15 protein-coding genes and 1 pseudogene are annotated in these 19,602 nt (G+C 65.9%); 10 read left to right on the plus strand and 6 right to left on the minus strand.

Annotation, left to right across the window (positions count from 1 at the left end; all coding sequences use genetic code 11):
* Positions 1 to 176: 176 nt before the first annotated feature.
* The 6 genes and pseudogenes from CWO91_RS16305 to CWO91_RS16330 all read left to right on the plus strand — a co-directional run bounded on the left by CWO91_RS16305 (position 177) and on the right by CWO91_RS16330 (position 10,433).
* Entirely contained in the window at positions 177 to 1,175 is a 999-nt protein-coding gene (locus CWO91_RS16305; protein WP_130214344.1) for an AAA family ATPase, read from the plus strand.
* The gene (locus CWO91_RS16310; RefSeq protein ID WP_130214345.1) at positions 1,175 to 2,119 is read left to right on the plus strand and encodes a DUF58 domain-containing protein; all 945 of its coding nucleotides are present in this window, start codon (positions 1,175 to 1,177) and stop codon (positions 2,117 to 2,119) included. Before CWO91_RS16305 ends, CWO91_RS16310 begins: the two co-directional genes overlap by 1 nt.
* Positions 2,116 to 4,928, plus strand: a pseudogene (locus CWO91_RS16315) (DUF4159 domain-containing protein). Before CWO91_RS16310 ends, CWO91_RS16315 begins: the two are co-directional and overlap by 4 nt.
* Positions 4,929 to 5,070: 142 nt before the next feature.
* On the plus strand, positions 5,071 to 7,134 hold the full coding sequence (locus CWO91_RS16320) for a hypothetical protein (RefSeq protein ID WP_130214346.1): 2,064 nt from the start codon (positions 5,071 to 5,073) through the stop codon (positions 7,132 to 7,134).
* A gap of 375 nt (positions 7,135 to 7,509) precedes the next feature.
* Positions 7,510 to 7,923 (plus strand): DUF2946 family protein, encoded by a 414-nt coding sequence (locus CWO91_RS16325; protein ID WP_130214347.1) that lies wholly within the window; start codon positions 7,510 to 7,512, stop codon positions 7,921 to 7,923.
* Positions 7,924 to 8,063: 140 nt separating this feature from the next.
* Positions 8,064 to 10,433, plus strand: a complete 2,370-nt coding sequence (locus CWO91_RS16330) for a TonB-dependent receptor (protein WP_130214348.1) — start codon at positions 8,064 to 8,066, stop codon at positions 10,431 to 10,433.
* 218 nt (positions 10,434 to 10,651) lie between these two features.
* Here the strand turns inward: CWO91_RS16330 and CWO91_RS16340 are convergent, their stop codons facing one another.
* On the minus strand, positions 10,652 to 11,167 hold the full coding sequence (locus CWO91_RS16340; protein WP_130214350.1) for a GNAT family N-acetyltransferase: 516 nt from the start codon (positions 11,165 to 11,167) through the stop codon (positions 10,652 to 10,654).
* Between the two features lie 136 nt (positions 11,168 to 11,303).
* Positions 11,304 to 11,795, minus strand: a complete 492-nt coding sequence (locus CWO91_RS16345; RefSeq protein WP_130214351.1) for an NUDIX domain-containing protein — start codon at positions 11,793 to 11,795, stop codon at positions 11,304 to 11,306.
* Positions 11,796 to 11,888: 93 nt separating this feature from the next.
* On the opposite strand from CWO91_RS16345, the gene CWO91_RS16350 reads away from it, so the two are divergent.
* Positions 11,889 to 12,773: a metallophosphoesterase family protein gene (locus CWO91_RS16350; RefSeq protein ID WP_130214352.1), complete on the plus strand. Its 885-nt coding sequence runs from the start codon at positions 11,889 to 11,891 to the stop codon at positions 12,771 to 12,773.
* Positions 12,774 to 12,917: 144 nt separating this feature from the next.
* Here CWO91_RS16350 and CWO91_RS16355 read toward each other — a convergent pair whose 3' ends face one another.
* The 3 genes from CWO91_RS16355 to CWO91_RS16365 form a co-directional block, all read right to left on the minus strand.
* Positions 12,918 to 13,472 carry a hypothetical protein gene (locus tag CWO91_RS16355; RefSeq protein ID WP_165405498.1) on the minus strand — a complete coding sequence of 185 codons (555 nt, stop codon included), beginning with the start codon at positions 13,470 to 13,472 and terminating at the stop codon, positions 12,918 to 12,920.
* Positions 13,473 to 13,655: 183 nt separating this feature from the next.
* Positions 13,656 to 13,865: a DUF4170 domain-containing protein gene (locus tag CWO91_RS16360; RefSeq protein WP_008560963.1), complete on the minus strand. Its 210-nt coding sequence runs from the start codon at positions 13,863 to 13,865 to the stop codon at positions 13,656 to 13,658.
* Positions 13,866 to 13,897: 32 nt separating this feature from the next.
* A complete protein-coding gene (locus tag CWO91_RS16365; RefSeq protein WP_130214354.1) occupies positions 13,898 to 15,529 on the minus strand; it encodes an isocitrate lyase in 1,632 nt (543 codons plus the stop codon).
* Positions 15,530 to 15,756: 227 nt separating this feature from the next.
* On the opposite strand from CWO91_RS16365, the gene CWO91_RS16370 reads away from it, so the two are divergent.
* A complete protein-coding gene (locus CWO91_RS16370; RefSeq protein ID WP_130214355.1) occupies positions 15,757 to 17,202 on the plus strand; it encodes a helix-turn-helix domain-containing protein in 1,446 nt (481 codons plus the stop codon).
* 233 nt (positions 17,203 to 17,435) lie between these two features.
* Here the strand turns inward: CWO91_RS16370 and CWO91_RS42990 are convergent, their stop codons facing one another.
* Entirely contained in the window at positions 17,436 to 17,729 is a 294-nt protein-coding gene (locus CWO91_RS42990) for an antibiotic biosynthesis monooxygenase (protein ID WP_014497428.1), read from the minus strand.
* Between the two features lie 227 nt (positions 17,730 to 17,956).
* On the opposite strand from CWO91_RS42990, the gene CWO91_RS16380 reads away from it, so the two are divergent.
* Positions 17,957 to 18,763 carry a hypothetical protein gene (locus CWO91_RS16380; RefSeq protein WP_165405499.1) on the plus strand — a complete coding sequence of 269 codons (807 nt, stop codon included), beginning with the start codon at positions 17,957 to 17,959 and terminating at the stop codon, positions 18,761 to 18,763.
* A gap of 173 nt (positions 18,764 to 18,936) precedes the next feature.
* Positions 18,937 to 19,293 carry a hypothetical protein gene (locus CWO91_RS16385; protein WP_130214357.1) on the plus strand — a complete coding sequence of 119 codons (357 nt, stop codon included), beginning with the start codon at positions 18,937 to 18,939 and terminating at the stop codon, positions 19,291 to 19,293.
* Positions 19,294 to 19,602: the final 309 nt, after the last annotated feature.

Below are 19,602 nucleotides of genomic sequence, written 5' to 3' on the forward strand. Positions count from 1 at the left end.
GTGTGCGAGGTCGCCACTTCGTGATGCCGTACATAACCCGAAGCCGATAAGGTGGGGATGGGTTAATTCAACGAATACATGGCCTTCCTGCAAGTCTAGCATAGCGCCCATGATCCGACGGATGACCTGAAGTGATGACGCAAGCAAGCCGCGTGGCAGGCTGAAGGAGCGAGCGAATGGCGGAAAGTGTCGAGAAACTCGAGGACGGTATCGTCCGTTCGGCCGAGCAGGTGTCGAGCCAGATTCGCGCGGCGAAGGAAGCGATCGCGTCCGTCATCTTCGGCCAGGATCGCGTGATCGAGAACACGCTCGTCACCATCCTCTCCGGCGGTCATGCACTGCTGATCGGCGTCCCCGGCCTCGCCAAGACCAAGCTGGTCGAGACGCTCGGCGTCACGCTTGGCTTAGATGCCAAGCGCATTCAGTTCACGCCCGATTTGATGCCATCGGACATTCTCGGCGCCGAGGTGTTAGATGAGAGCACCGCGGGCAGGCGCGCCTTCCGCTTCATTGCAGGTCCGGTGTTCGCGCAGCTCCTGATGGCCGACGAGATCAACCGCGCCAGCCCGCGCACGCAGTCGGCGTTGCTGCAGGCGATGCAGGAGCAGCACATCACGGTTGCGGGTGCGCGCCACGACCTGCCGAAGCCGTTCCACGTGCTCGCCACGCAAAACCCGCTGGAGCAGGAAGGCACCTATCCGCTGCCCGAGGCGCAGCTCGACCGCTTCCTGATGGAGATCGACGTCGATTATCCCGATCGTGACGCCGAGCGCCGCATCCTGTTCGAGACCACCGGCGCCGAGGAGACGCTGGCCAGGGGATCGATGACCGCCGATGCGCTGATCGCCGCGCAGCGGCTGATCCGTCGCCTGCCGGTCGGCGATTCCGTGGTGGAGGCGATCCTGTCGCTGGTGCGCTCGGCCCGTCCGGGTCCCGACGCCGGCGAAGCCGGCAAGTTCATCGCCTGGGGACCCGGCCCGCGCGCCAGCCAATCGCTGATGCTGGCTGTGCGCGCGCGTGCGCTGATCGACGGCCGTCTCGCGCCCTCTGTCGACGACGTGCTCGACCTCGCCGAGCCCGTGCTGAAGCACCGCATGGCGCTGACGTTCCAGGCGCGCGCCGAAGGACGCACGATTCCGGACGTGATCCGGCAATTGAAGACACGGATTGGTTGATGGCGGCAGAGAACGGGCACACAGCAAAGGAGATCATCGCGATCCGACGTGCCGATGGCGAAAGCCGCACGCTCGCCGCTTCGCTGCCGCGCCTGGTGCTCGAGGCCCGCCGCGTTGCCGCCAATGTCATCCACGGCCTGCACGGAAGGCGCCGCGCCGGCTCCGGCGAGAACTTCTGGCAGTATCGCCGCTTCGTCTCCGGCGAGCCGGCGCAGAACGTCGACTGGCGCCGCTCGGCGCGCGACGATCATCTCTATGTCCGCGAGCTCGAATGGGAAGCCTCGCACACGGTCTGGATCTGGCCCGACCGCTCACCCTCGATGACCTTCGCCTCCAAGACCGCGCGCGAGTCCAAGCTCGAACGCACGCTGATCGTCGCTTTCGCGCTGGCCGAACTGCTGGTGTCCGGCGGCGAACGCGTCGGCATTCCCGGGCTGATGGCGCCGACCGCAAGCCGCAGCGTCATCGACAAGATGGCGCAGGCGATGCTGCATGACGATGCCGACCGCCTCAGCCTGCCGCCGTCCTTCGTGCCCTCGGCGCTCGCCGAGACGATCGTGCTGTCGGATTTCTGGTCGCCGATCTCCGAGATCAGGGCGACACTCGCAGGGCTCTCCGGCTCCGGCGCGCATGGCACGATGGTGCAGATCGTCGATCCCGCCGAAGAGTCGTTTCCGTACTCCGGCCGCATCGAGTTCGTCGAGCCGGAAGGGTTTGGCGTGATCACCGCCGGCCGGGCCGAGAGCTGGGTGCAGGATTACACGGCGCGGCTCACGCTGCACCGCGACCAGATCCGCGCCGAGACCAACAAGCTCGACTGGCTGTTCACCACGCACGCGACCGACCGCTCGGCCGCCGAACTGCTGTTGTTCCTGCATGCCGGCCTGCAGGTCAGCAAGTCGGGCGCGCGCACCACGACGATCAAGGCGGGGCCGGCCGCATGATGGGATTGCCGTTCGCCTTCACCGAACCGCTGCTCCTGATCGGCCTCGTCAGCCTGCCCGTGCTGTGGTGGCTGCTGCGGGTGATGCCGCCGCGACCGCGCCGGATCGAGTTTCCGCCGACGCGGCTGTTGTTCGACATCGCGCCGCGCGAAGAGACGCCCTCGCGGACGCCGTGGTGGCTGACCGCATTGCGCCTGCTCGCGGCCGCGCTGGTGATCTTCGCCGCCGCTGGCCCGATCTGGAATCCGCAGACGGGTCTTGCCGGCAGCAAGGCGCCGCTGATGATCATGTTCGACGACGGCTGGAGCGCGGCATCGCACTGGGACGTCAGGATCAGGGCCGCCGACGAGCTGATCGCCAACGCCGACAATGACCGTCGCGCCATCGCGCTGGTGCCGCTGTCCGAGCCGAACCGCGACATCACCCTGATGCCGGCGGGTGCGGCGCGCGTCGCGCTGCGCCAGCTCGCGCCAAAGCCCTATTCGATCGACCGCGTCGAGACCCTGGCCGCGATCGACCGTTTCCTCAAAACGACCGGCGACTGCGAGATGGTCTGGCTCTCCGACGGCGTCGACACCGGCCGCGGCGAGGAATTCGTAGCTGGCCTCGGCAAGACCATCGGCGATCGCAGCCTGACCGTGTTCGAAGGCGGCACCTCCGCGCCGCTGGCGCTGGTCGCGGCCGAGAACGCCGCCGCCAGGATGACGGTGAAGGTGCTGCGCACCGATAGCGGCATCGCCGTCGGCACCGTGCGCGCGCTGGATCAGAAGGCCTCGCCGATCGGCGAAGCCCGCTATTCCTTCGGGCCTCAGGACAAGGAGACCGACGCGGCGTTCGATCTGCCGGTCGAGCTGCGCAACGACATCACCCGGCTCGAGATCTCGGGCGAGCGCTCCGCCGGCGCGGTGCAGCTGCTGGACAAGCGCTGGCGCCGTCGCGCCATCGGCATCGTCTCGGGCTCGACCAGCGAGACCGCGCAGCCGCTGCTGGCGCCCACCTTCTATCTCACCCGCGCGCTGGCGCCGTTCGCTGACGTGCGGCTCGCCGACAAGGGCTCGCCGCAGCAGGGCATCACCCAGTTCCTCGACCAGAAGCTGCCGATGATCATCCTCGCCGATGTCGGCACCATCGCGCCTGAGCTGCGCGAGCGCCTCAATGCCTGGATCGATCAGGGCGGCGTGCTGGTGCGGTTCGCAGGGCCCCGGCTGGCGCAGGCCGAAGACGATCTCGTGCCGGTCAAGCTGCGCAAGGGCGGCCGCACGCTCGGCGGCAGCCTGACCTGGGAGAAGCCGCAGCATCTCGCCTCCTTCGCCGCCGACGGTCCGTTTGCCGGCGTCGTGGCCCCCAAGGACGTCACCGTGAGCCGCCAGGTGCTGGCCGAGCCCGACGCGGTGCTCGCCACCAAAAGCTGGGCCTCGCTGGAGGACGGCACGCCGCTGGTAACCGGCGAGCATCGCGGCAAGGGCCTGGTCAGCCTGTTCCACGTCAGCGCCGACATGCGCTGGTCGGATCTGCCGATGTCAGGCACCTTCGTCGAAATGCTGCGGCGGGTGGTCGACATGTCCGGCTACACGTCCAAGCCGGCGCCGGGGTCGCGGCCGAGACGACCGCCGAGACGGTGGCGCCGCTGCACATCCTCGACGGCTTCGGCGCCTTCGGCCCGCCGCCGGCCACCGCAAAACCGCTGCCCGCGGATTATCGCGACCGCGCCACACCCGATCATCCGCCGGGCTTCTACGGTCCAGCCGAAGGACCGCTCGCCGTGAACACGCTTGCCGCCGCCGACCGCATCGCAGCCCTGAACACCGCGAGCCTGCGCGCCCGGCACGCCACCTACACCAATGCCGAGCCGCGGGACTTGCGCGGCTGGCTGCTGTCGACGGCGCTCGCGTTGTTCCTAATCGACGCCATCATCGTCGCGCTGCTCGGCGGCGGGATTGCCGCGCTGCTGCGCCGCCGCGCTGCGCCAGCGATGATCATCTTCGCCCTGGTGCTCGCAGGCGTCGCGGCGCTCTCGCCGACGCCGGCGCGCGCCGACGGCGTCACGGACGAGTTCGCCATGAAGGCGGTGTCGCAGACCCGCCTTGCTTATGTCGTGACAGGCAATGCCGACGTCGATTCCATCGTCAGGGCGGGGATGAACGGGCTGACGCTGTTCCTGGCGCAGCGCACTGCGCTCGAGGCCGGCGATCCCGTCGGCGTCAATCCCGCGCGCGACGAGCTCGCCTTCTTCCCGCTGATCTACTGGCCGATCGTGCCCGGGGCGCCTAAGCCGCCGCAGGATGCCATCAACAAGATCGACGCCTACATGAAGCAGGGCGGCACCGTGCTGTTCGACACCCGCGATGCGATCGAAGCACCGCCCGGCGCGAACGGTGCGGCGCAGACCCCTGCCATGCAGACGCTGCGCGAGATCCTGTCCTCGCTCGACGTGCCCGAGCTCGAGCCGGTGCCGCGCGAGCACGTGCTGACCAAGACCTTTTACCTGCTGCGCGACTTCCCCGGCCGCTTCGTCACCGGCCAGACCTGGGTTGAGACCCTGCCGCGCGACGAGGACGAGGACAGCGCGCAGCGGCCGGCGCGCGGCGGCGACGGCGTCTCGCCGATCATCATCACCTCGAACGACCTAGCCGGCGCCTGGGCGGTGCGGCCCGACGGCCAGGCCATGCTGCCGGTGACCGGCGGCGACACCCGCCAGCGCGAATTCGCCTACCGCGCCGGCGCCAACATCGTGATGTACACGCTGACCGGCAACTACAAGGCCGACCAGGTGCACGCACCGGCTCTGATCGAACGGCTGGGGCAATGATGCGAGCTTTGGAACTCAATGCTCGCCAAAACAAAGCCGTCATGGCCGGGCTTGTCCCGGCCATCCACGCCTTGCCGCGAGGCATGAAGAACGTGGATGCCCGGGATAAGCCCGGGCATGACGATGCCGAGAAAGCATCGACATGAATTACGGCATCGCGTTCACGCCGCTTGTCCCCGGGATCGTGCTCTGGCTCGCGCTGGCCGCGATCGTCGTCGTCGCGCTGGTGCTGCTGCTGGCGCGCGCACGCGGCGCGGCGGTGCGCGTCGCCGCGCTGGCGCTGTTCCTGCTGGCGCTCGCCAATCCCTCCTTCACGCGCGAGGATCGCGATCCCCTCACCTCGGTCGCCGCCGTCGTCGTCGACAAGAGCCCGAGCCAGAATTTCGGCAACCGCAATCGCGAGGCAGCGCAGGCGCAGGAAGCGCTGGTCGACAGCCTGAAGAAGATCAAGGGCCTCGAAGTCCGCGTCGTCGATGCCGGACAGGCCGACGGTGAGACCGACGGCACCAAGCTGTTCGGCGCCCTCGCCTCGGCCTTGTCAGACGTGCCGGTCGACCGCGTGGCCGGCGCGTTCCTGATCACCGACGGCCGCGTCCACGACATTCCGGCGAACGCCGCCGCGCTCGGCTTCCAGGCGCCGGTGCAAGCGCTGGTCACCGGGCAGAAGGACGAGCGCGACCGCCGCATCGCGATCACGGCGGCGCCGCGCTTCGGCATCGTCGGGCAGACCCAGACCATCAGCTACCGCCTCGACGACCAGGGCGTCTCTGGCGAGCGCGCCAAGGTCACGGTCCGCCGCGACGGCGAAGTCATCAACGAGCGCACGCTATCGAGCGGTCAGGCCGCGAGCGTCGACGTCGACATCAAGCATGCCGGCCCGAACATCGTCGAGATCGAGGCTTCGCCCCTCGAACGAGAATTGACGCCGGTGAACAATCGCGCGGTCGTCGCCATCGACGGCGTGCGCGACAAGCTGCGCGTGCTGCTGGTCTCGGGCGAGCCGCATTCCGGCGAGCGCACCTGGCGCAATCTGCTCAAGTCCGATGCCAGCGTCGATCTCGTGCATTTCACCATTCTGCGTCCGCCGGAGAAGCAGGACGGCACGCCGATCAACGAATTGTCGCTGATCGCGTTTCCGACCCGCGAGCTGTTCCAGCAGAAGATCAACGAATTCCAGCTGATCATCTTCGACCGCTATGCCCGCCAGGGCGTGCTGCCGATCGCCTATTTCGACAACATCGCGCGCTACGTGCGCTCGGGCGGCGCGGTGCTGGTCTCGGCCGGCCCCGACTACGCCTCCAACACCAGCATCTGGCGCACGCCGCTGGATTCGGTGCTGCCGGCCGAACCCGTCGGCGTGACGGAGAAGCCGTTCTACGCGCATCTGTCCGACATCGGCAAACGCCATCCGGTCACGCGCGGGCTGGAGGGCTCGGGATCCGAGCCGCCGCACTGGAGCCGTTTCTTCCGAACCGTCGACACCCGCAATGCGGTCAACCCGCCTGTGATGACCGGGGTCGACGGCAAGCCGCTGCTGTTCCTGTCGCGCTTTGGGGAGGGCCGCGTTGCGCTGCTGCTGTCCGATCACATCTGGCTATGGGCGCGCGGCTATGAGGGCGGCGGCCCGCATCTCGACCTGCTCAGGCGGATGTCGCACTGGCTGATGAAGCAGCCGGATCTCGACGAAGAGGCGCTGCGTCTTCAGGTGCAAGGCAAGGATCTCGTGGTGGTACGCCAGACCATGTCGGACAGCGTCCAGCCGGTGAACGTGACCTCGCCGTCGGGCGTGTCGCACGATCTGACGCTCAGCCCCGGCGATCCCGGCGAGTGGCGTGCCAGCCTGCCGGCGAACGAGCTCGGCCTGTGGCAGGCCACCGACGGCACGCTTAAGGCGCTGATCAATGTCGGCCCGACCAATCCGAAGGAGTTTTCGGAAGTCACCTCCACCACCGACACATTGAAGCCGCTGACCCAGGCGACCGGCGGCAACGCCGTGCGCGTGGCCAGTGGCTCCAGCGTCGAGCTGCCGCGCATCCTGCCGGTGCGCTCCACCAGTGTCTTCCATGGCGACGGCTGGATGGGGGTGCGGATGCGCGACGCCAGCGTCGTGAAGGGCGTCGGCGTGCTGCCGATCTTCGCCGGCCTGATCGGCCTGTTGCTGCTGCTCGGTGCCTTCGCCGCGACCTGGGTCCGCGAAGGGCGCTAATCTCAAGCATAGTAAAGGCTCGGTTGGTGTTCGGGGTTCACCTCTCCCCAGCGGGGAGAGGTCGAATTGCTTTGGCGCGCAATTGCGCGCCAAGCAATTCGGGTGAGGAGCCGCAGCGCACCGTAAGACCGTAAGCCCTCACCCGGATCGCATCTCTCGATGCGATCCGACCTCTCCCTACGGGAGAGGTGAACACTCGGCTCATATCGATTCAACCAATACTCACCTCGCTTGAGTTACCCGAACGACACATCGCATGACCGGGCCGCGCGGCTCGCGCCGGCGACAGTTGACATTCGCTGATCGATCGGGCGATGTTACTTTGTAACGCCGCGATGCCAGGGGATTGGCCGCGCGGTGGTGGGGCGCTTTCGGATGAAATGGTTTCGGTCAAATGTGAGGCACGCCGCCCGGCTCGCGCTGTTCGCGATGCTGGTGCAGTTCGCGCTGACGTTCGGCCACAGCCACTGGTTCGCGCAGGCAGCGGCCTTCGCCCAATCCTCGCTCCAGCAGACGGACAGCAAGGACATCGCCAAGGGCGTTGCTGCGATCGACCGCGCCGCGGTCCAGAAGCAATCGCCCGCCCGTCCTGACCGCGAGCATCCCGGCGACGACAATTGCGCGATCTGCGCCGTCGTCGCGCTGGCGGGCACAATCGTTTTCGCGACGCCGCCGGTGCTGCTGCTGCCGCAGGCGATCGAGCTGCTCCACCGCACCACCGATGCCGAATTCATCCATCTGAAATCGGCCGGCACGGCGTTCCAGCCCCGCGCCCCTCCCGCTTCCTGACCTCCAACGCTTGATCACGCCCAGCCTCGCCGCATGGCGAATGCCCGGGAGAAGTTGAAGTCGAATTCCGTCGCACCGCGACGGCAGGCCGCCTCCGATCAACAGACCATCATGCGGACGGCCTGACTGGAATCAGGACCATGTCATTTCAATTGCGACGCGCGCAGCGTCTTGGCGGAGCAAGCCTGCTCCTGCTCGGTGCCGCCGCCACGCCCGCCTTTGGCCAAGAGCCTGCGCAAGACAAATCGGCGACCGAGATCCCGGCCGTCACCGTGACGGCGCCGAGCCCGATCGTGCGCCGAGCGGTGGTGCCGTCCCGCACCCCGGGTCGCGGCACGCGGACCGCACGTGTGCGCAGCCGCCAACAAACGGCGGAAGCGACGCCCGCAGCCCCCGTGCCTGCCGCGCCTCAGCAGGGTGTGCTGCCTATTGTGACCAACCAGTTCGCGACCGTCACGGTGGTGCCGAACGAAGAGATCCGCCGCGAGGGCGGCGGTCAGCTCGGCGATCTCCTATTCTCCAAGCCCGGCATCACCGGCTCGAGCTTCGCGCCCGGCGCCTCCAGCCGGCCGATCATCCGGGGTCTCGACGTCAACCGCGTCGGCATCGTCGAGAACGGCACCAATGCGGGTGGCGCCTCCGATCTCGGCGAGGATCATTTCGTCCCGATCGATCCGCTCGCGACCAACCAGGTCGAGGTGGTGCGTGGGCCGGCTGCGCTGCGCTACGGCTCGACCTCCATCGGCGGCGTCGTCAGCGCCACCAACAACCGGATTCCGGATGCGCTGCCTTCCTGCGCGCCGTCATTCCAGACCTACGGCCTGCCGACCAAGGCGCCGCTCGCATCAGCCGCGACATCGCCTTGCGTCACTGCCGAGACGCGCACCGCGTTCAGCTCGGTCGATCGCGGCGTCGAGAGCGGCGCGCTGCTCGACACCGGCGGCGGCAATTTCGCCTTCCATGCCGACGCCTATGGCCGCACGACGTCCGACTATTACATTCCGAGCTATCCGTACTTGTTCGACCAAACACGGCCAGTCGGCAATCGCCAGCCGAACTCGGCAACGCGGTCGGATGGCGCGTCGATCGGCGGGTCCTACATTTTCACGGGCGGCTTCATCGGCGCGTCGATCACGCAGAACGATTCGCTCTATCATATCCCCGGCATCGATGGCGCCGATCACCGGACCCGGATCGATGCGCATCAGACCAAGATCAACGTCAAGGGCGAATATCGCCCGGATGGCGCCGCGATCGATGCGATCCGTTTCTGGGCGGGCGCCACCAATTACCGTCACAACGAGTTGGGTCTCGCCGATCCCGCCGATCCGACAACCGATGGTGTCCGGCAGACCTTCACCAATCGGGAGGAGGAGATTCGTGTTGAAACGCAGCTGATGCCGTTCAATGCACGCTTTGCCGAGGTGACGACTGCGTTCGGCTTTCAAGCAGGCCATCAGGAGTTGACTGCGCCGAGTCCGGACGATCCCGGCGCGCTGTTCAATGGATTGTGGGACCCGAACCGCAACTACCGCGTTGCCGGCTACGTCTTCAACGAGTTCAAGTTCAGTGAACAAACGAGAGCGCAGATCGCCGGCCGCATCGAGCATGTCGAGCTGCACGGCTCGACGCCGGATTTCCCGGCGGATTTCCTGCCCGACGGCAGTCCTCAAACGAGCATCGTCCGCAATCCGTCCTTCACGCCCAAGAGCGGCAGCATCGGCCTGTTGCAGGATCTGCCGGGCGGCATGGTCGGCAGCATCACCGCGCAATATGTCGAGCGCGCACCGAAGCCGGCCGAGCTGTTCTCGCGCGGCGGCCACGATGCGACCGCGACCTTCGATATCGGCAATCCGAACCTCACCATCGAGACCGCCAAGTCCGTCGAGGTCGGCGTGCGCAAGGCGACGGGACCGCTCCGCTTCGAGGCGACGGTCTACTACACGCATTTCGACAATTTCATCTATCGCCGCCTCACCGGCGTGATGTGCGACGGCGATTTCGCCTCATGCGGTGCGCCCGACGCCGAGCTGAACCAGGCCGTCTATTCGCAGCGCAACGCGAACTTCCGCGGCGGCGAGTTCCAGTCGCAGATCGACCTCGGCGCATTCCAGGGCGGGATCTGGGGCATCGAGAACCAGCTCGACGTCGTTCGCGCCACCTTCACCGACGGCACCAACGTGCCGCGGATTCCGCCGCTCAGAATGGGCGGCGGCGTGTTCTGGCGTGACGACAACTGGCTGATGCGCGTCAACCTACTGCATGCCTTCGCGCAGAACAACGTCGCCGTGATCGCGGAGACGCCGACGGCGGGCTACAATCTGTTGAAAGCGGAGGTGAGCTACAAGACCAAGCTCAACCCCAACGCCTTCGGCGCGCGCGAGATGCTGGTCGGCCTCGTCGGCAACAACCTGCTCAACGAGAACATCCGCAACTCGGTGTCCTACACCAAGGACGAGGTGCTGATGCCCGGCATCGGCGTGCGGGCATTCGCGAACTTCAAGTTCTGACCTGGAGTGTGTCGGGGCCTACAGGCCCCGACACACTCCGCCTCCACATCGTCATTGCGAGCGCAGCGAAGCAATCCAGACTGCCTCTGCGGAAAGATTCTGGATTGCTTCGCGGAGCCTGTCATCGGGCCGCGCTTTGCGCGGACCCGGTGGCTCGCAATGACGGAGTACGAGGCGACGCAGCGGCCCTTCCAATCCACAGCGTCGTAGCCCGGCCCCTACCCCCGCGCCTTGCTCCAGTCGGGACCGACCGCGCCCGACACGCCTTCGAAGGCGCCGTCGACGAGCTCGAACACCAGGATACGGGCGGCGTCGACCGGGCCCGGCATGGTGACGCGGCCCTTGGGGACCGGCTTGAAGCCGACGCGGCTGTAATAGGGCTCGTCGCCGACCAGGAGCACGATGGCGTGGCCTTTTTCTTTGGCGTCCTGCAGCGCGCGCTCCATCAGGAGACGGCCGATGCCGCGGTCGCGGAACGGCGGCTCGACGGTGAGCGGTCCGAGCAGCAGCGCCGGCGTGTCGCCGATCAGGATCGGCAATTGCCTGACCGAGCCGACCAGCAGCGTGCCGATACGTGCGGTGAAGGACAATTCGAGCAGATGGTCGACGTGCTCGCGGATGCGGTAGGCGCTGAGCACGAAGCGGCCGGGACCAAAGGTGCGCTCGTGCAGGCGTTCGATCGCCTGGGCGTCGCCGGCGGCCTCGGGAAGGATGGTGAGTGAGAGATCGGTCATGTCAGTTGGCGGGATAGCACCTGAACGCAGCGCGGTCCATCGGGCAGCCAAGATGCTCAGTTCCCTTTTCAGCGTCGGCGGGAGAGGTGTTCTGACTCGCCGGCTTGCATCCGTTGACCGACTGGCACAACCACCCTCAGCGCCACGTAGCAATCAGGGGCTTGCCGCCCAGCACTTCCGCGATCCGCAGCCGTGTACCGGGCGTGGTCCCCTCGGGCAGCGCCGTGGTCGCGAAGAACCCGCATTCGACGATCTCGTGGTTGGGCGCGGGCAGGCGGTCCTGGCTGAACTGCCTGACCACATAGACCGCGACGTGGTCGCGGCGGGAGACGTGGCTGTTGAGGAAGATGCCGTGCAGCACGGCATCTCCGATCAGATCGATGTCGCCCTCCTCCTTGAGCTCGCGCCGCAGCGCGTGCGCCATGGTCTCGCCGAAATCGACGCCGCCGCCGGGCAGATACCAGCCGCTGACGTAGCTGTGCCTGACCAGGAACACCCGGTTCTCCGCGTCAAGCACCACGGCGCGGACGCCGAGCGTCATGCCGCGGACCAGCAGGAAATAGACATGAAAGATGCGCCGCAGCAGCGGCTCGAATTTTCGTCGAATGGTGTTCAGACGTTCTCCCATCAGGCTTTCCTTGACGCCCCCTTTGAGGCCCTGCTTGCGCGCCGGCTGCGACCTTGCCATTACAGCGGAGCAATAGCGAGGCAATCGCGCGCCATGGCCCCCTTCACGCTCGCCCATCTGTCCGACCCGCATCTGCCGCCACTGCCGAAGCCGCGGCTGATCGAGCTCGCCGGCAAGCGCGCGCTCGGTTACGTCAACTGGACGCGCAACCGGCACAAATACCAGCGCCGCGAGGTGCTCGACGTGCTGGTTGCCGACATGAAGGCCCAGGCGCCCGACCACATCGCGGTGACGGGCGATCTCGTCAACCTCGCGCTGGAAGCCGAATTCGCGCCGGCGCTGGCCTGGCTCGAAAGCGTTGGCCCGCCCGACCGCGTCACTGCGATTCCCGGCAATCACGACGCCTATGTCAGCGCAACGAGTCATCGCTTCGGCGAGACCTTCCTGCACTACATCGCCGCGGACACGATCGATGCCGTGGCTTTCCCAGCCGTCCGCCGGCGCGGGCCGCTGGCGCTGATCAGCCTGTCCACGGCGGTGCCGACCCTGCCGCTGATGGCGACGGGCACGCTCGGGCGCGATCAGCTCGCCTCGCTCGAACAAGTTCTCAAGCGGCTCGCCGCGGAAGATGTCTTCCGCGTGCTGCTGGTGCATCATCCGCTGAAATCCGTCGCACGCCAGAAGCGGATGACGGACGCGGGCGAGCTGCTGGCACTGCTCAGGCGCCACGGCGTCGAGCTGATCCTGCACGGGCACGACCACATTCATTCGACGATGTGGTTCGAGGGCCCGAACGGCAACATTCCCGCGCTCGGCGTGCCCTCCGCCTCCGCGCTCGCGCACGGGCGCTACCCGGCGGCGGCGTATAATCTGTTCACGATCGAGAAGGACAATGCCGGCTGGCGCTGCGAGCATACGGTGCGGAGCCTGGGGGCTGGATTTCGGATGGGACAGATCAAGCATGCGCGGTTGATTTGAGACCATCGTCATTCCGGGGCGCGCGGCAAGCGCGAGCTATGATGCGCAATTGCGCATCAGAGAATCCATTCACCCGCACGCGCTGCGTCCCGATGGATTCCGGGTTCATGCTTCGCATGCCCCGGAATGACGGCGAAGAGAAATTCACCAGCTCCGTAGGACTGCCAGCACGGCAACGCCGAACAAGGCGGCGGCGCCGAGGATGAAGCCGAACACGAACGGCCACAGGCGCGAGCGGCGCGGCGGCTCGGTGGCCGGTGCTTGCGGTTCGGGCGGGACCACCATCGCATGCTCGCGCTCGATCATGCGCCGCGCGACATAGTCGGTGACGGCATCGACGATAACAGCCGTGTCGTGCGATTCGGCGAGCACGATGCGGCCGAAGCGGGTGTCCTGGACGAAGCGGTACATCCGCTTGTCACGCCCCATCATGATATGGGCGACGACGTCGATCCAAAGCCTGGGCGTATCGCCCTGGCTGATGCCGCGGTCGAACAGGTCGATCTTATCAGGCACCTGCGCGAACAGGGGATCGAGCGCGTCATTGAGGATCTCCAGCCGGGCCACCTCGGCGTCCCTGAGATCGACGACCACGCCGGTCCGGTCGGCGGCCTCGATCCGGGCGCGCAACAGCGCATCGCGCAGCCGCACCGGGCGCGGCTGGCTGGGATGGATTCCGCTGGTTTCGGGCTCTGACATTGTCGGCCTCGTCCTCAAACACCATGGTTAACCTATCAGCAACCACAGCGCCCGCAAAGGGCCCACAATTCCAGATACTTACGGCACCCACAGACGTTTCACCCGTGCCAAAAACAGACGATCCCACCCAGGCAGGGCCTGGATGGGACCATCCGTCCTTGGACGTTTTCTTAGTTCAGTGCGTCAGGCCGAGACCCGCGACGGCTCTTCCACGATGGAGAAGCGGACGCCGGCCTTGTGGCGGCTCTCCTCCGACACCTCGCGCCAGCAGTCCTCGGCTTCCTTGCGGGTCTTGAACGGACCTTTGACCTGGGCCGAGCCTTCCACGAGCTTGTGAAAGTTCATCGAACCGAACTCGCCGCCGATCACCCAGAAATTGCTGCCTTTGGTCATTGTCAGTCTCCTGTCGAGAGTAGCCCGATGCGTTAGCCGAACTGGTTCATCGTATTGTGGGCGCCGCCCGCCTTCAGGGCAGCTTCGCCGGCGAAGTACTCCTTGTGGTCGTCGCCGATGTCGGAGCCGGCCATGTTCTGATGCTTCACGCAGGCGATGCCCTGACGGATCTCGGCGCGCTGCACGTTCTTGACGTAGCCGAGCATGCCCTGCTCGCCGAAATACTCGCGTGCGAGATTGTCGGTCGACAGCGCCGCCGTGTGATAGGTCGGCAACGTGATCAGGTGGTGGAAGATGCCGGCACGCTTGGCCGAATCCGCCTGGAAGGTGCGGATGCGCTCGTCGGCTTCCTTCGCCAGCGGCGTGTCGTCATACTCCGCCTTCATCAGCTCGGCACGGTTGTACTGGCTGACGTCCTTGCCGGCTTCCTTCATCGCGTCGTAGACCTGCCAACGGAAGTTGAGGGTCCAGTTGAACGACGGCGAGTTGTTGTAGGCCAGCTTCGCATTCGGAACGACCTTGCGGATGCGGTCGACCATCTTGGCGATCTGCTCGATATGCGGCTTCTCGGTCTCGATCCAGAGCAGGTCGGCGCCGTTCTGGAGCGAGGTGATGCAGTCCAGCACGCAGCGGTCTTCGCCGGTGCCGGGGCGGAACTGGTAGAGGTTGGAGGGCAGCCGCTTCGGACGCATCATCTTGCCGTTGCGGTTGATGATGACGTCGCCATTCTTGGCGTTCTCCGCCGTCACTTCCTCGCAATCCAGGAAGCTGTTGTACTGGTCGCCGATGTCGCCGGGCTTGTGGCTGACAGCGATCTGCTGCGTCAGGCCGGCGCCGAGCGAGTCGGTGCGGGTCACGACGACGCCGTCTTCGACGCCGAGCTCGAGGAAGGCGTGGCGGCAGGCCCGGATCTTCGCGAGGAAAACGTCATGCGGCACGGTGACCTTGCCGTCCTGGTGGCCGCACTGCTTCTCGTCTGAGACCTGGTTCTCGATCTGGAGCGCGCAGGCGCCCGCCTCGATCATCTTCTTGGCGAGCAGATAGGTCGCCTCCGCGTTGCCGAAGCCGGCATCGATGTCGGCGATGACGGGCACGACGTGGGTCTGGAAGTTGTCGATCTTCCCGATCAGCTCCTTCTCCCTGGTCTTGTCGCCTTCCTTGCGCGCCTTGTCGAGGGCGCGGAAGATGTCGTTGAGCTCGCGGGAATCTGCCTGACGCAGGAAGGTGTAGAGCTCTTCGATCAGCGCGGGCACCGAGGTCTTCTCGTGCATCGACTGGTCGGGCAGCGGGCCGAATTCGGAGCGCAGCGCCGCGATCATCCAGCCCGAGAGATACAGGTAGGTGCGATCGGTCTTGCCAAAGTGCTTCTTGACCGAGATCAGCTTCTGCTGGGCGATGAAGCCGTGCCAGCAGCCCAGCGACTGGGTGTACTTGGTGGGGTCGCCGTCATAGGCAGCCATGTCGGCCCGCATCAGCGCCGCGGTGTAGCGGGCGACGTCGAGGCCGGTCTTGAAGCGGTTCTGCAGGCGCATGCGTGCGACGGCCTCGGCCGTCACCCCGTTCCAGGTCGGCTGGGTCTTAAGGAGCGTCTGAGCCGCCTCGACCTCGCTCTGATACGAAGCCGGGCGCAGGAGGGTGCTGATGCCGCGGGGCTGATAATTCATGGCCTGATCCTTTTCGCTGACGACGGCTGTTTTGCCATCGACATTTTTGACAGTGCATTGCGAAATGCGTGTCAGGAGCTAAACGCGAAAACGGAAACTTCGTACAGGTGGCTTGTCTTTTATTGGTGATGTCATGTAACATCTGAACGTGTAATAGATGTTAGTTTGTAAATCTTGTAAATTATAGGTCAGTGAGACTGCCCTTGATGCACACGGAGATCTGAGAAATGGCCGCCGATTCCGGCAAGAAACTCTTCGTCGGCCCGCGCTTCCGGCGGATCCGGCAGCAATTGGGGCTGTCGCAGACCCAGATCGCCGAGGGACTCTCGATCTCGCCGAGCTATGTCAACCTGATCGAGCGCAACCAGCGCCCGGTGACGGCGCAGATCCTGCTGCGGCTGGCCGAGACCTATGACCTCGACCTGCGCGACCTCGCCACTGCCGACGAGGATCGTTTCTTCGCCGAGCTCAACGAGATCTTCTCCGACCCCTTGTTCCGCCAGATCGACGTGCCCAAGCAGGAGCTGCGCGACCTCGCCGAGCTCTGCCCGGGCGTGACCCATGCGCTGCAACGGCTCTATGCCGCCTATACCGAGGCGCGCCAGGGCGAGACGCTGGCGGCGGCGCAAATGGCCGACCGCGACGTCGGCACGCGTTATGAGGCCAATCCGGTCGAGCGTGTGCGCGAGTTGATTGAGGCGAATCGCAACTATTTCCCGGAGCTGGAGCAAGCCGCGGAAAATCTTCGCGACGAGTTGGACGTGCCAGCAGAGGGACTCTATGCAGCGCTCGCTGCGCGACTGCGTGAAAAACATTCGATCCAGACCCGCATCATGCCCGTCGACGTGATGCGCGAGACGCTCCGGCGGTTCGACCGCCACCGCCGCCAGCTCCTGATCTCCGAGCTGGTCGACCCGCCCGGCCGCGCGTTCCAGCTCGCTTTCCAGCTTGGCCTAGGTGAATGCGCGCAGCATCTGGAGACCATCATCGGTCGATCCGGCCCACTCGACGACGCGCCGCGGCGACTGTTCCGCATCACGCTCGGCAATTACTTTGCAGCCGCTGTCATGATGCCCTACCCGGCATTCCTCGCCGCGGCCGAGGCGCTCAATTACGACATCCACGTGCTGGCGCAACGCTTCAATTCCGGCTTCGAGCAGGTCTGCCATCGCCTCACCACCCTGCAGCGGCCGAACGCGCGCGGCATTCCGTTCTTCCTCTTGCGCGTCGACAATGCCGGCAACGTCTCCAAGCGCTTCTCCTCCGGCACGTTCCCGTTCTCGAAATTCGGCGGCACCTGCCCGCTGTGGAACGTGCATTCGACCTTCGACACGCCGGACCGCCTGCTCAAGCAGGTGATCGAGCTTCCCGACGGCACGCGCTATTTCTCGATCGCGCAGATGGTGCGCCGTCCCGTCGCGCCGCATCCGCTGCCGCAGCCGCGCTTCGCCATCGGCCTTGGCTGCGAGATCCGTCACGCCGCCCGCCTGACCTACGCTGCAGGTATCGACCTGGAGAAGACCGAGGGCACGCCGATTGGCGTCAACTGCCGTCTCTGTGAGCGCGAAAACTGTGCCCAGCGCGCCGAGCCACCGATCACGCGCACGCTGATCCTGGACGAGACGACAAGAAGGGTGTCGAGTTTCGCATTCTCGAATGCACGGGAGTTGTGAGGGGGGCGCTGCGAGTTTTGACGGAGGGCGCAGGCCAAAATTTCGGTGTCGTCCCGGCCTAGCGCGCAATTGCGCGCGGGGGCCGGGACCCATAACCACAGGGAGAGGTTTGGCGAAGACAGGCCACTCCGATGTCGCGCCACAACTCCTGCCTGGGAGTATGGGTCCCGGCCCCCCGCGCGCAATTGCGCGCTAGGCCGGGACGACACCGGGGAGAGAGCTCAGCCCAACCCCTACGCCAGCGTATGCACGATCACCGGCCCGGCCGCAGCACTCGCATGTCCCGCCAGCAGCGGCCCCAGATCCTTCTCGATCCAGGCGATCGCGCGCCGGTTCGCCTCCTCCGCCTGCTCGAACTTGTCGAAGATCGAGATCGCGGTCACCGTGTCGTCGCCGGCATAGACGACGTAATAGGCGCGGAAACCGTCGACGTCGCTGATGATCGGAACGGCGCCGTCCTTGATGCGGCGCGCCAGCTCTTCCGCACTCCCGCTTTTCGCCTTGGCCTGACGGATGGCGGCATACATGGCATCCTCCTTCCGGGTACTGATGTGAGGGCCTGGTGCCCGAAGCGGATGTTACGCCGAAGCGCGCCGCCAATCCACGCTTGGTTAACCCCGCCCTAATCCGCCTCCACGATCTGCAACCAAGGATTAAGCACGCCTCAACATCGGTGCCTTAGTCTTGCCCCACTCACTTTTCGCAAACAACGGTGGCCTATCCTGCCGGGCGAAGTGAGATCAGGGGGTTCATCATGCGCATTGCGTTGCTGCTGACCGCAACCATCGTCGGCGCGCTCTTCGCCAATCCATCCATTGCCGGATCGCTCGATGCGTCCACTGACGCAGCCCAGCCGCTGCCGCCGGGCTTCCAGAGCTACCGCGGCTACATGTTCGACTTGTCCGAGAATCGCGACCGCAAGGATGTCGACAAGCTCACCAACAATCTGAAGAGCCAGATCGACGTCGTCGAAGGCGTCGGCCTGTCGCCGCGCGTGCTGCGCTTCTTCCACACCGTTCCGATCGTCGCGAGCGAGCTGGCCTGCCTCGACGAAGGTGCCGCGACCGCGTGCTACGGCCGGGTCACGCCGGACATCCAGCGCAGCGCTCCCCGGACGCTGACGGTCTGGGACCCCAGCCAGCAGCGCTGGACCAATCCCAATGCCGTCGACCTCGCGGTCGATTCGGGCCTCGGCGTGATCATGCTGCGGCCCGACATGATGCGTTACGAGAAGGAGGCCGTGCTGCTGCACGAGCTGCTGCACGCCTATCACGCGCGGCTGTTGCCGGACGGCTATGCCAACAAGGGCGTGATCGCCTACTATGCCCTGGCCAAGTCCAAGGACATGCTGCCCAAGGAATCCTATGCGATGAAGAATCCCATGGAGTTCTTTGCCGTGACCGCGAGCATCTTCCTCTCCGGAAAAAGCGAATTCCACGATCCGAAGTCGCGCGAGACGCTCAAGGAGAAGATGCCGGACTATTACAAATACCTGGTCGGCGTGTTCGGCTTCGATCCCGACCCGGCAGCCTCGAGCGGCCCGGTCGCCTCGCTGAAGTGAGGCAGACGTCGCGCTTCCTGCGCCAGACCACATCAGAGCCGCGCGAAATGCGCGGCTTTTTTGTTTTGTCAGCCGGAAGCTGCGGATGACGCGCAGGCGGCAATTGCCAAGGCGGGGCTCGATCTGCATAGTCCCGCCCGCATCGATACCGTTTTCGAAGGGGATAGAACAACATGGCGGACGCCGACCTGGATGTCGTGATCCGGCAACTAGCCAGACAGCTGCATACGGGCCTGATGACCCGCGCCAAGGAGCGGCGGGATCGCTTCAACGGCCTTGCGGCCAAGGCCAAGGGCAAGGAGACCTGCGACCGCTTCAAGATGATGGCCAAGGCCACCCTGGAGCAGGCCACCGCCGCCGCCAAGCGCCTGCAGATGTCCGCCGACAACGTCGCCGACAGCTACGCCCGCGCCATGCGCCTCGCCGCCAGCACGCCGGTTGCGGCCAAGGTGGAGAAGAAGGCGAAGGAAGAGAAGCCTGAGAAGAAGGCCGCGAAGGCGAAGAAGGCGAAAGCCAAGAAGGCGAAGTAGTCGCGGAGCTTCTGCCTTCTCCCCTTGCGGGAGAAGGTGGCATAGGCGGCCTTCGGCCGCCGTTCTTGAAAATGCCGATGCTTCGCATCGGCTATGGCGCCGGATGAGGGGTGCTATCCGCTCGCGAGACCGTTCGTGAGGATAGAGACCCCTCACCCGTCTCGCCGCTTCGCGGCGAGCCACCCTCTCCCGCAAGGGGAGAGGGAAAGCAGCGCTTGTGTCGCAAAAATCTCTACCGCCTCGGCGCGGCGAGCCGGGTCGGCTCGACATTCGAAAGCTCGGCGAGCTTGGCGCGGGCCGCCTCGCGGG

The sequence above is a fragment of the Bradyrhizobium genosp. SA-3 genome, assembly GCF_004212635.1.
Taxonomy (GTDB): domain Bacteria; phylum Pseudomonadota; class Alphaproteobacteria; order Rhizobiales; family Xanthobacteraceae; genus Bradyrhizobium.

What these genes read in the sequence shown, in the direction of transcription:
- CWO91_RS16350 (WP_130214352.1), top strand. Translation starts at nt 11,889, where the DNA reads ATGGCCCCCTTCACGCTCGCCCATCTGTCCGACCCGCATCTGCCGCCA.
- CWO91_RS42990 (WP_014497428.1), bottom strand. Translation starts at nt 17,729, where the DNA reads ATGTATGCCGCCATCCGTCAGGCCAAGGCGAAAAGCGGGAGTGCGGAA.
- CWO91_RS16355 (WP_165405498.1), bottom strand. Translation starts at nt 13,472, where the DNA reads ATGTCAGAGCCCGAAACCAGCGGAATCCATCCCAGCCAGCCGCGCCCG.
- CWO91_RS16380 (WP_165405499.1), top strand. Translation starts at nt 17,957, where the DNA reads ATGCGCATTGCGTTGCTGCTGACCGCAACCATCGTCGGCGCGCTCTTC.
- CWO91_RS16345 (WP_130214351.1), bottom strand. Translation starts at nt 11,795, where the DNA reads ATGGGAGAACGTCTGAACACCATTCGACGAAAATTCGAGCCGCTGCTG.
- CWO91_RS16325 (WP_130214347.1), top strand. Translation starts at nt 7,510, where the DNA reads ATGAAATGGTTTCGGTCAAATGTGAGGCACGCCGCCCGGCTCGCGCTG.
- CWO91_RS16365 (WP_130214354.1), bottom strand. Translation starts at nt 15,529, where the DNA reads ATGAATTATCAGCCCCGCGGCATCAGCACCCTCCTGCGCCCGGCTTCG.
- CWO91_RS16330 (WP_130214348.1), top strand. Translation starts at nt 8,064, where the DNA reads ATGTCATTTCAATTGCGACGCGCGCAGCGTCTTGGCGGAGCAAGCCTG.
- CWO91_RS16320 (WP_130214346.1), top strand. Translation starts at nt 5,071, where the DNA reads ATGAATTACGGCATCGCGTTCACGCCGCTTGTCCCCGGGATCGTGCTC.
- CWO91_RS16305 (WP_130214344.1), top strand. Translation starts at nt 177, where the DNA reads ATGGCGGAAAGTGTCGAGAAACTCGAGGACGGTATCGTCCGTTCGGCC.
- CWO91_RS16370 (WP_130214355.1), top strand. Translation starts at nt 15,757, where the DNA reads ATGGCCGCCGATTCCGGCAAGAAACTCTTCGTCGGCCCGCGCTTCCGG.
- CWO91_RS16310 (WP_130214345.1), top strand. Translation starts at nt 1,175, where the DNA reads ATGGCGGCAGAGAACGGGCACACAGCAAAGGAGATCATCGCGATCCGA.
- CWO91_RS16385 (WP_130214357.1), top strand. Translation starts at nt 18,937, where the DNA reads ATGGCGGACGCCGACCTGGATGTCGTGATCCGGCAACTAGCCAGACAG.
- CWO91_RS16340 (WP_130214350.1), bottom strand. Translation starts at nt 11,167, where the DNA reads ATGACCGATCTCTCACTCACCATCCTTCCCGAGGCCGCCGGCGACGCC.
- CWO91_RS16360 (WP_008560963.1), bottom strand. Translation starts at nt 13,865, where the DNA reads ATGACCAAAGGCAGCAATTTCTGGGTGATCGGCGGCGAGTTCGGTTCG.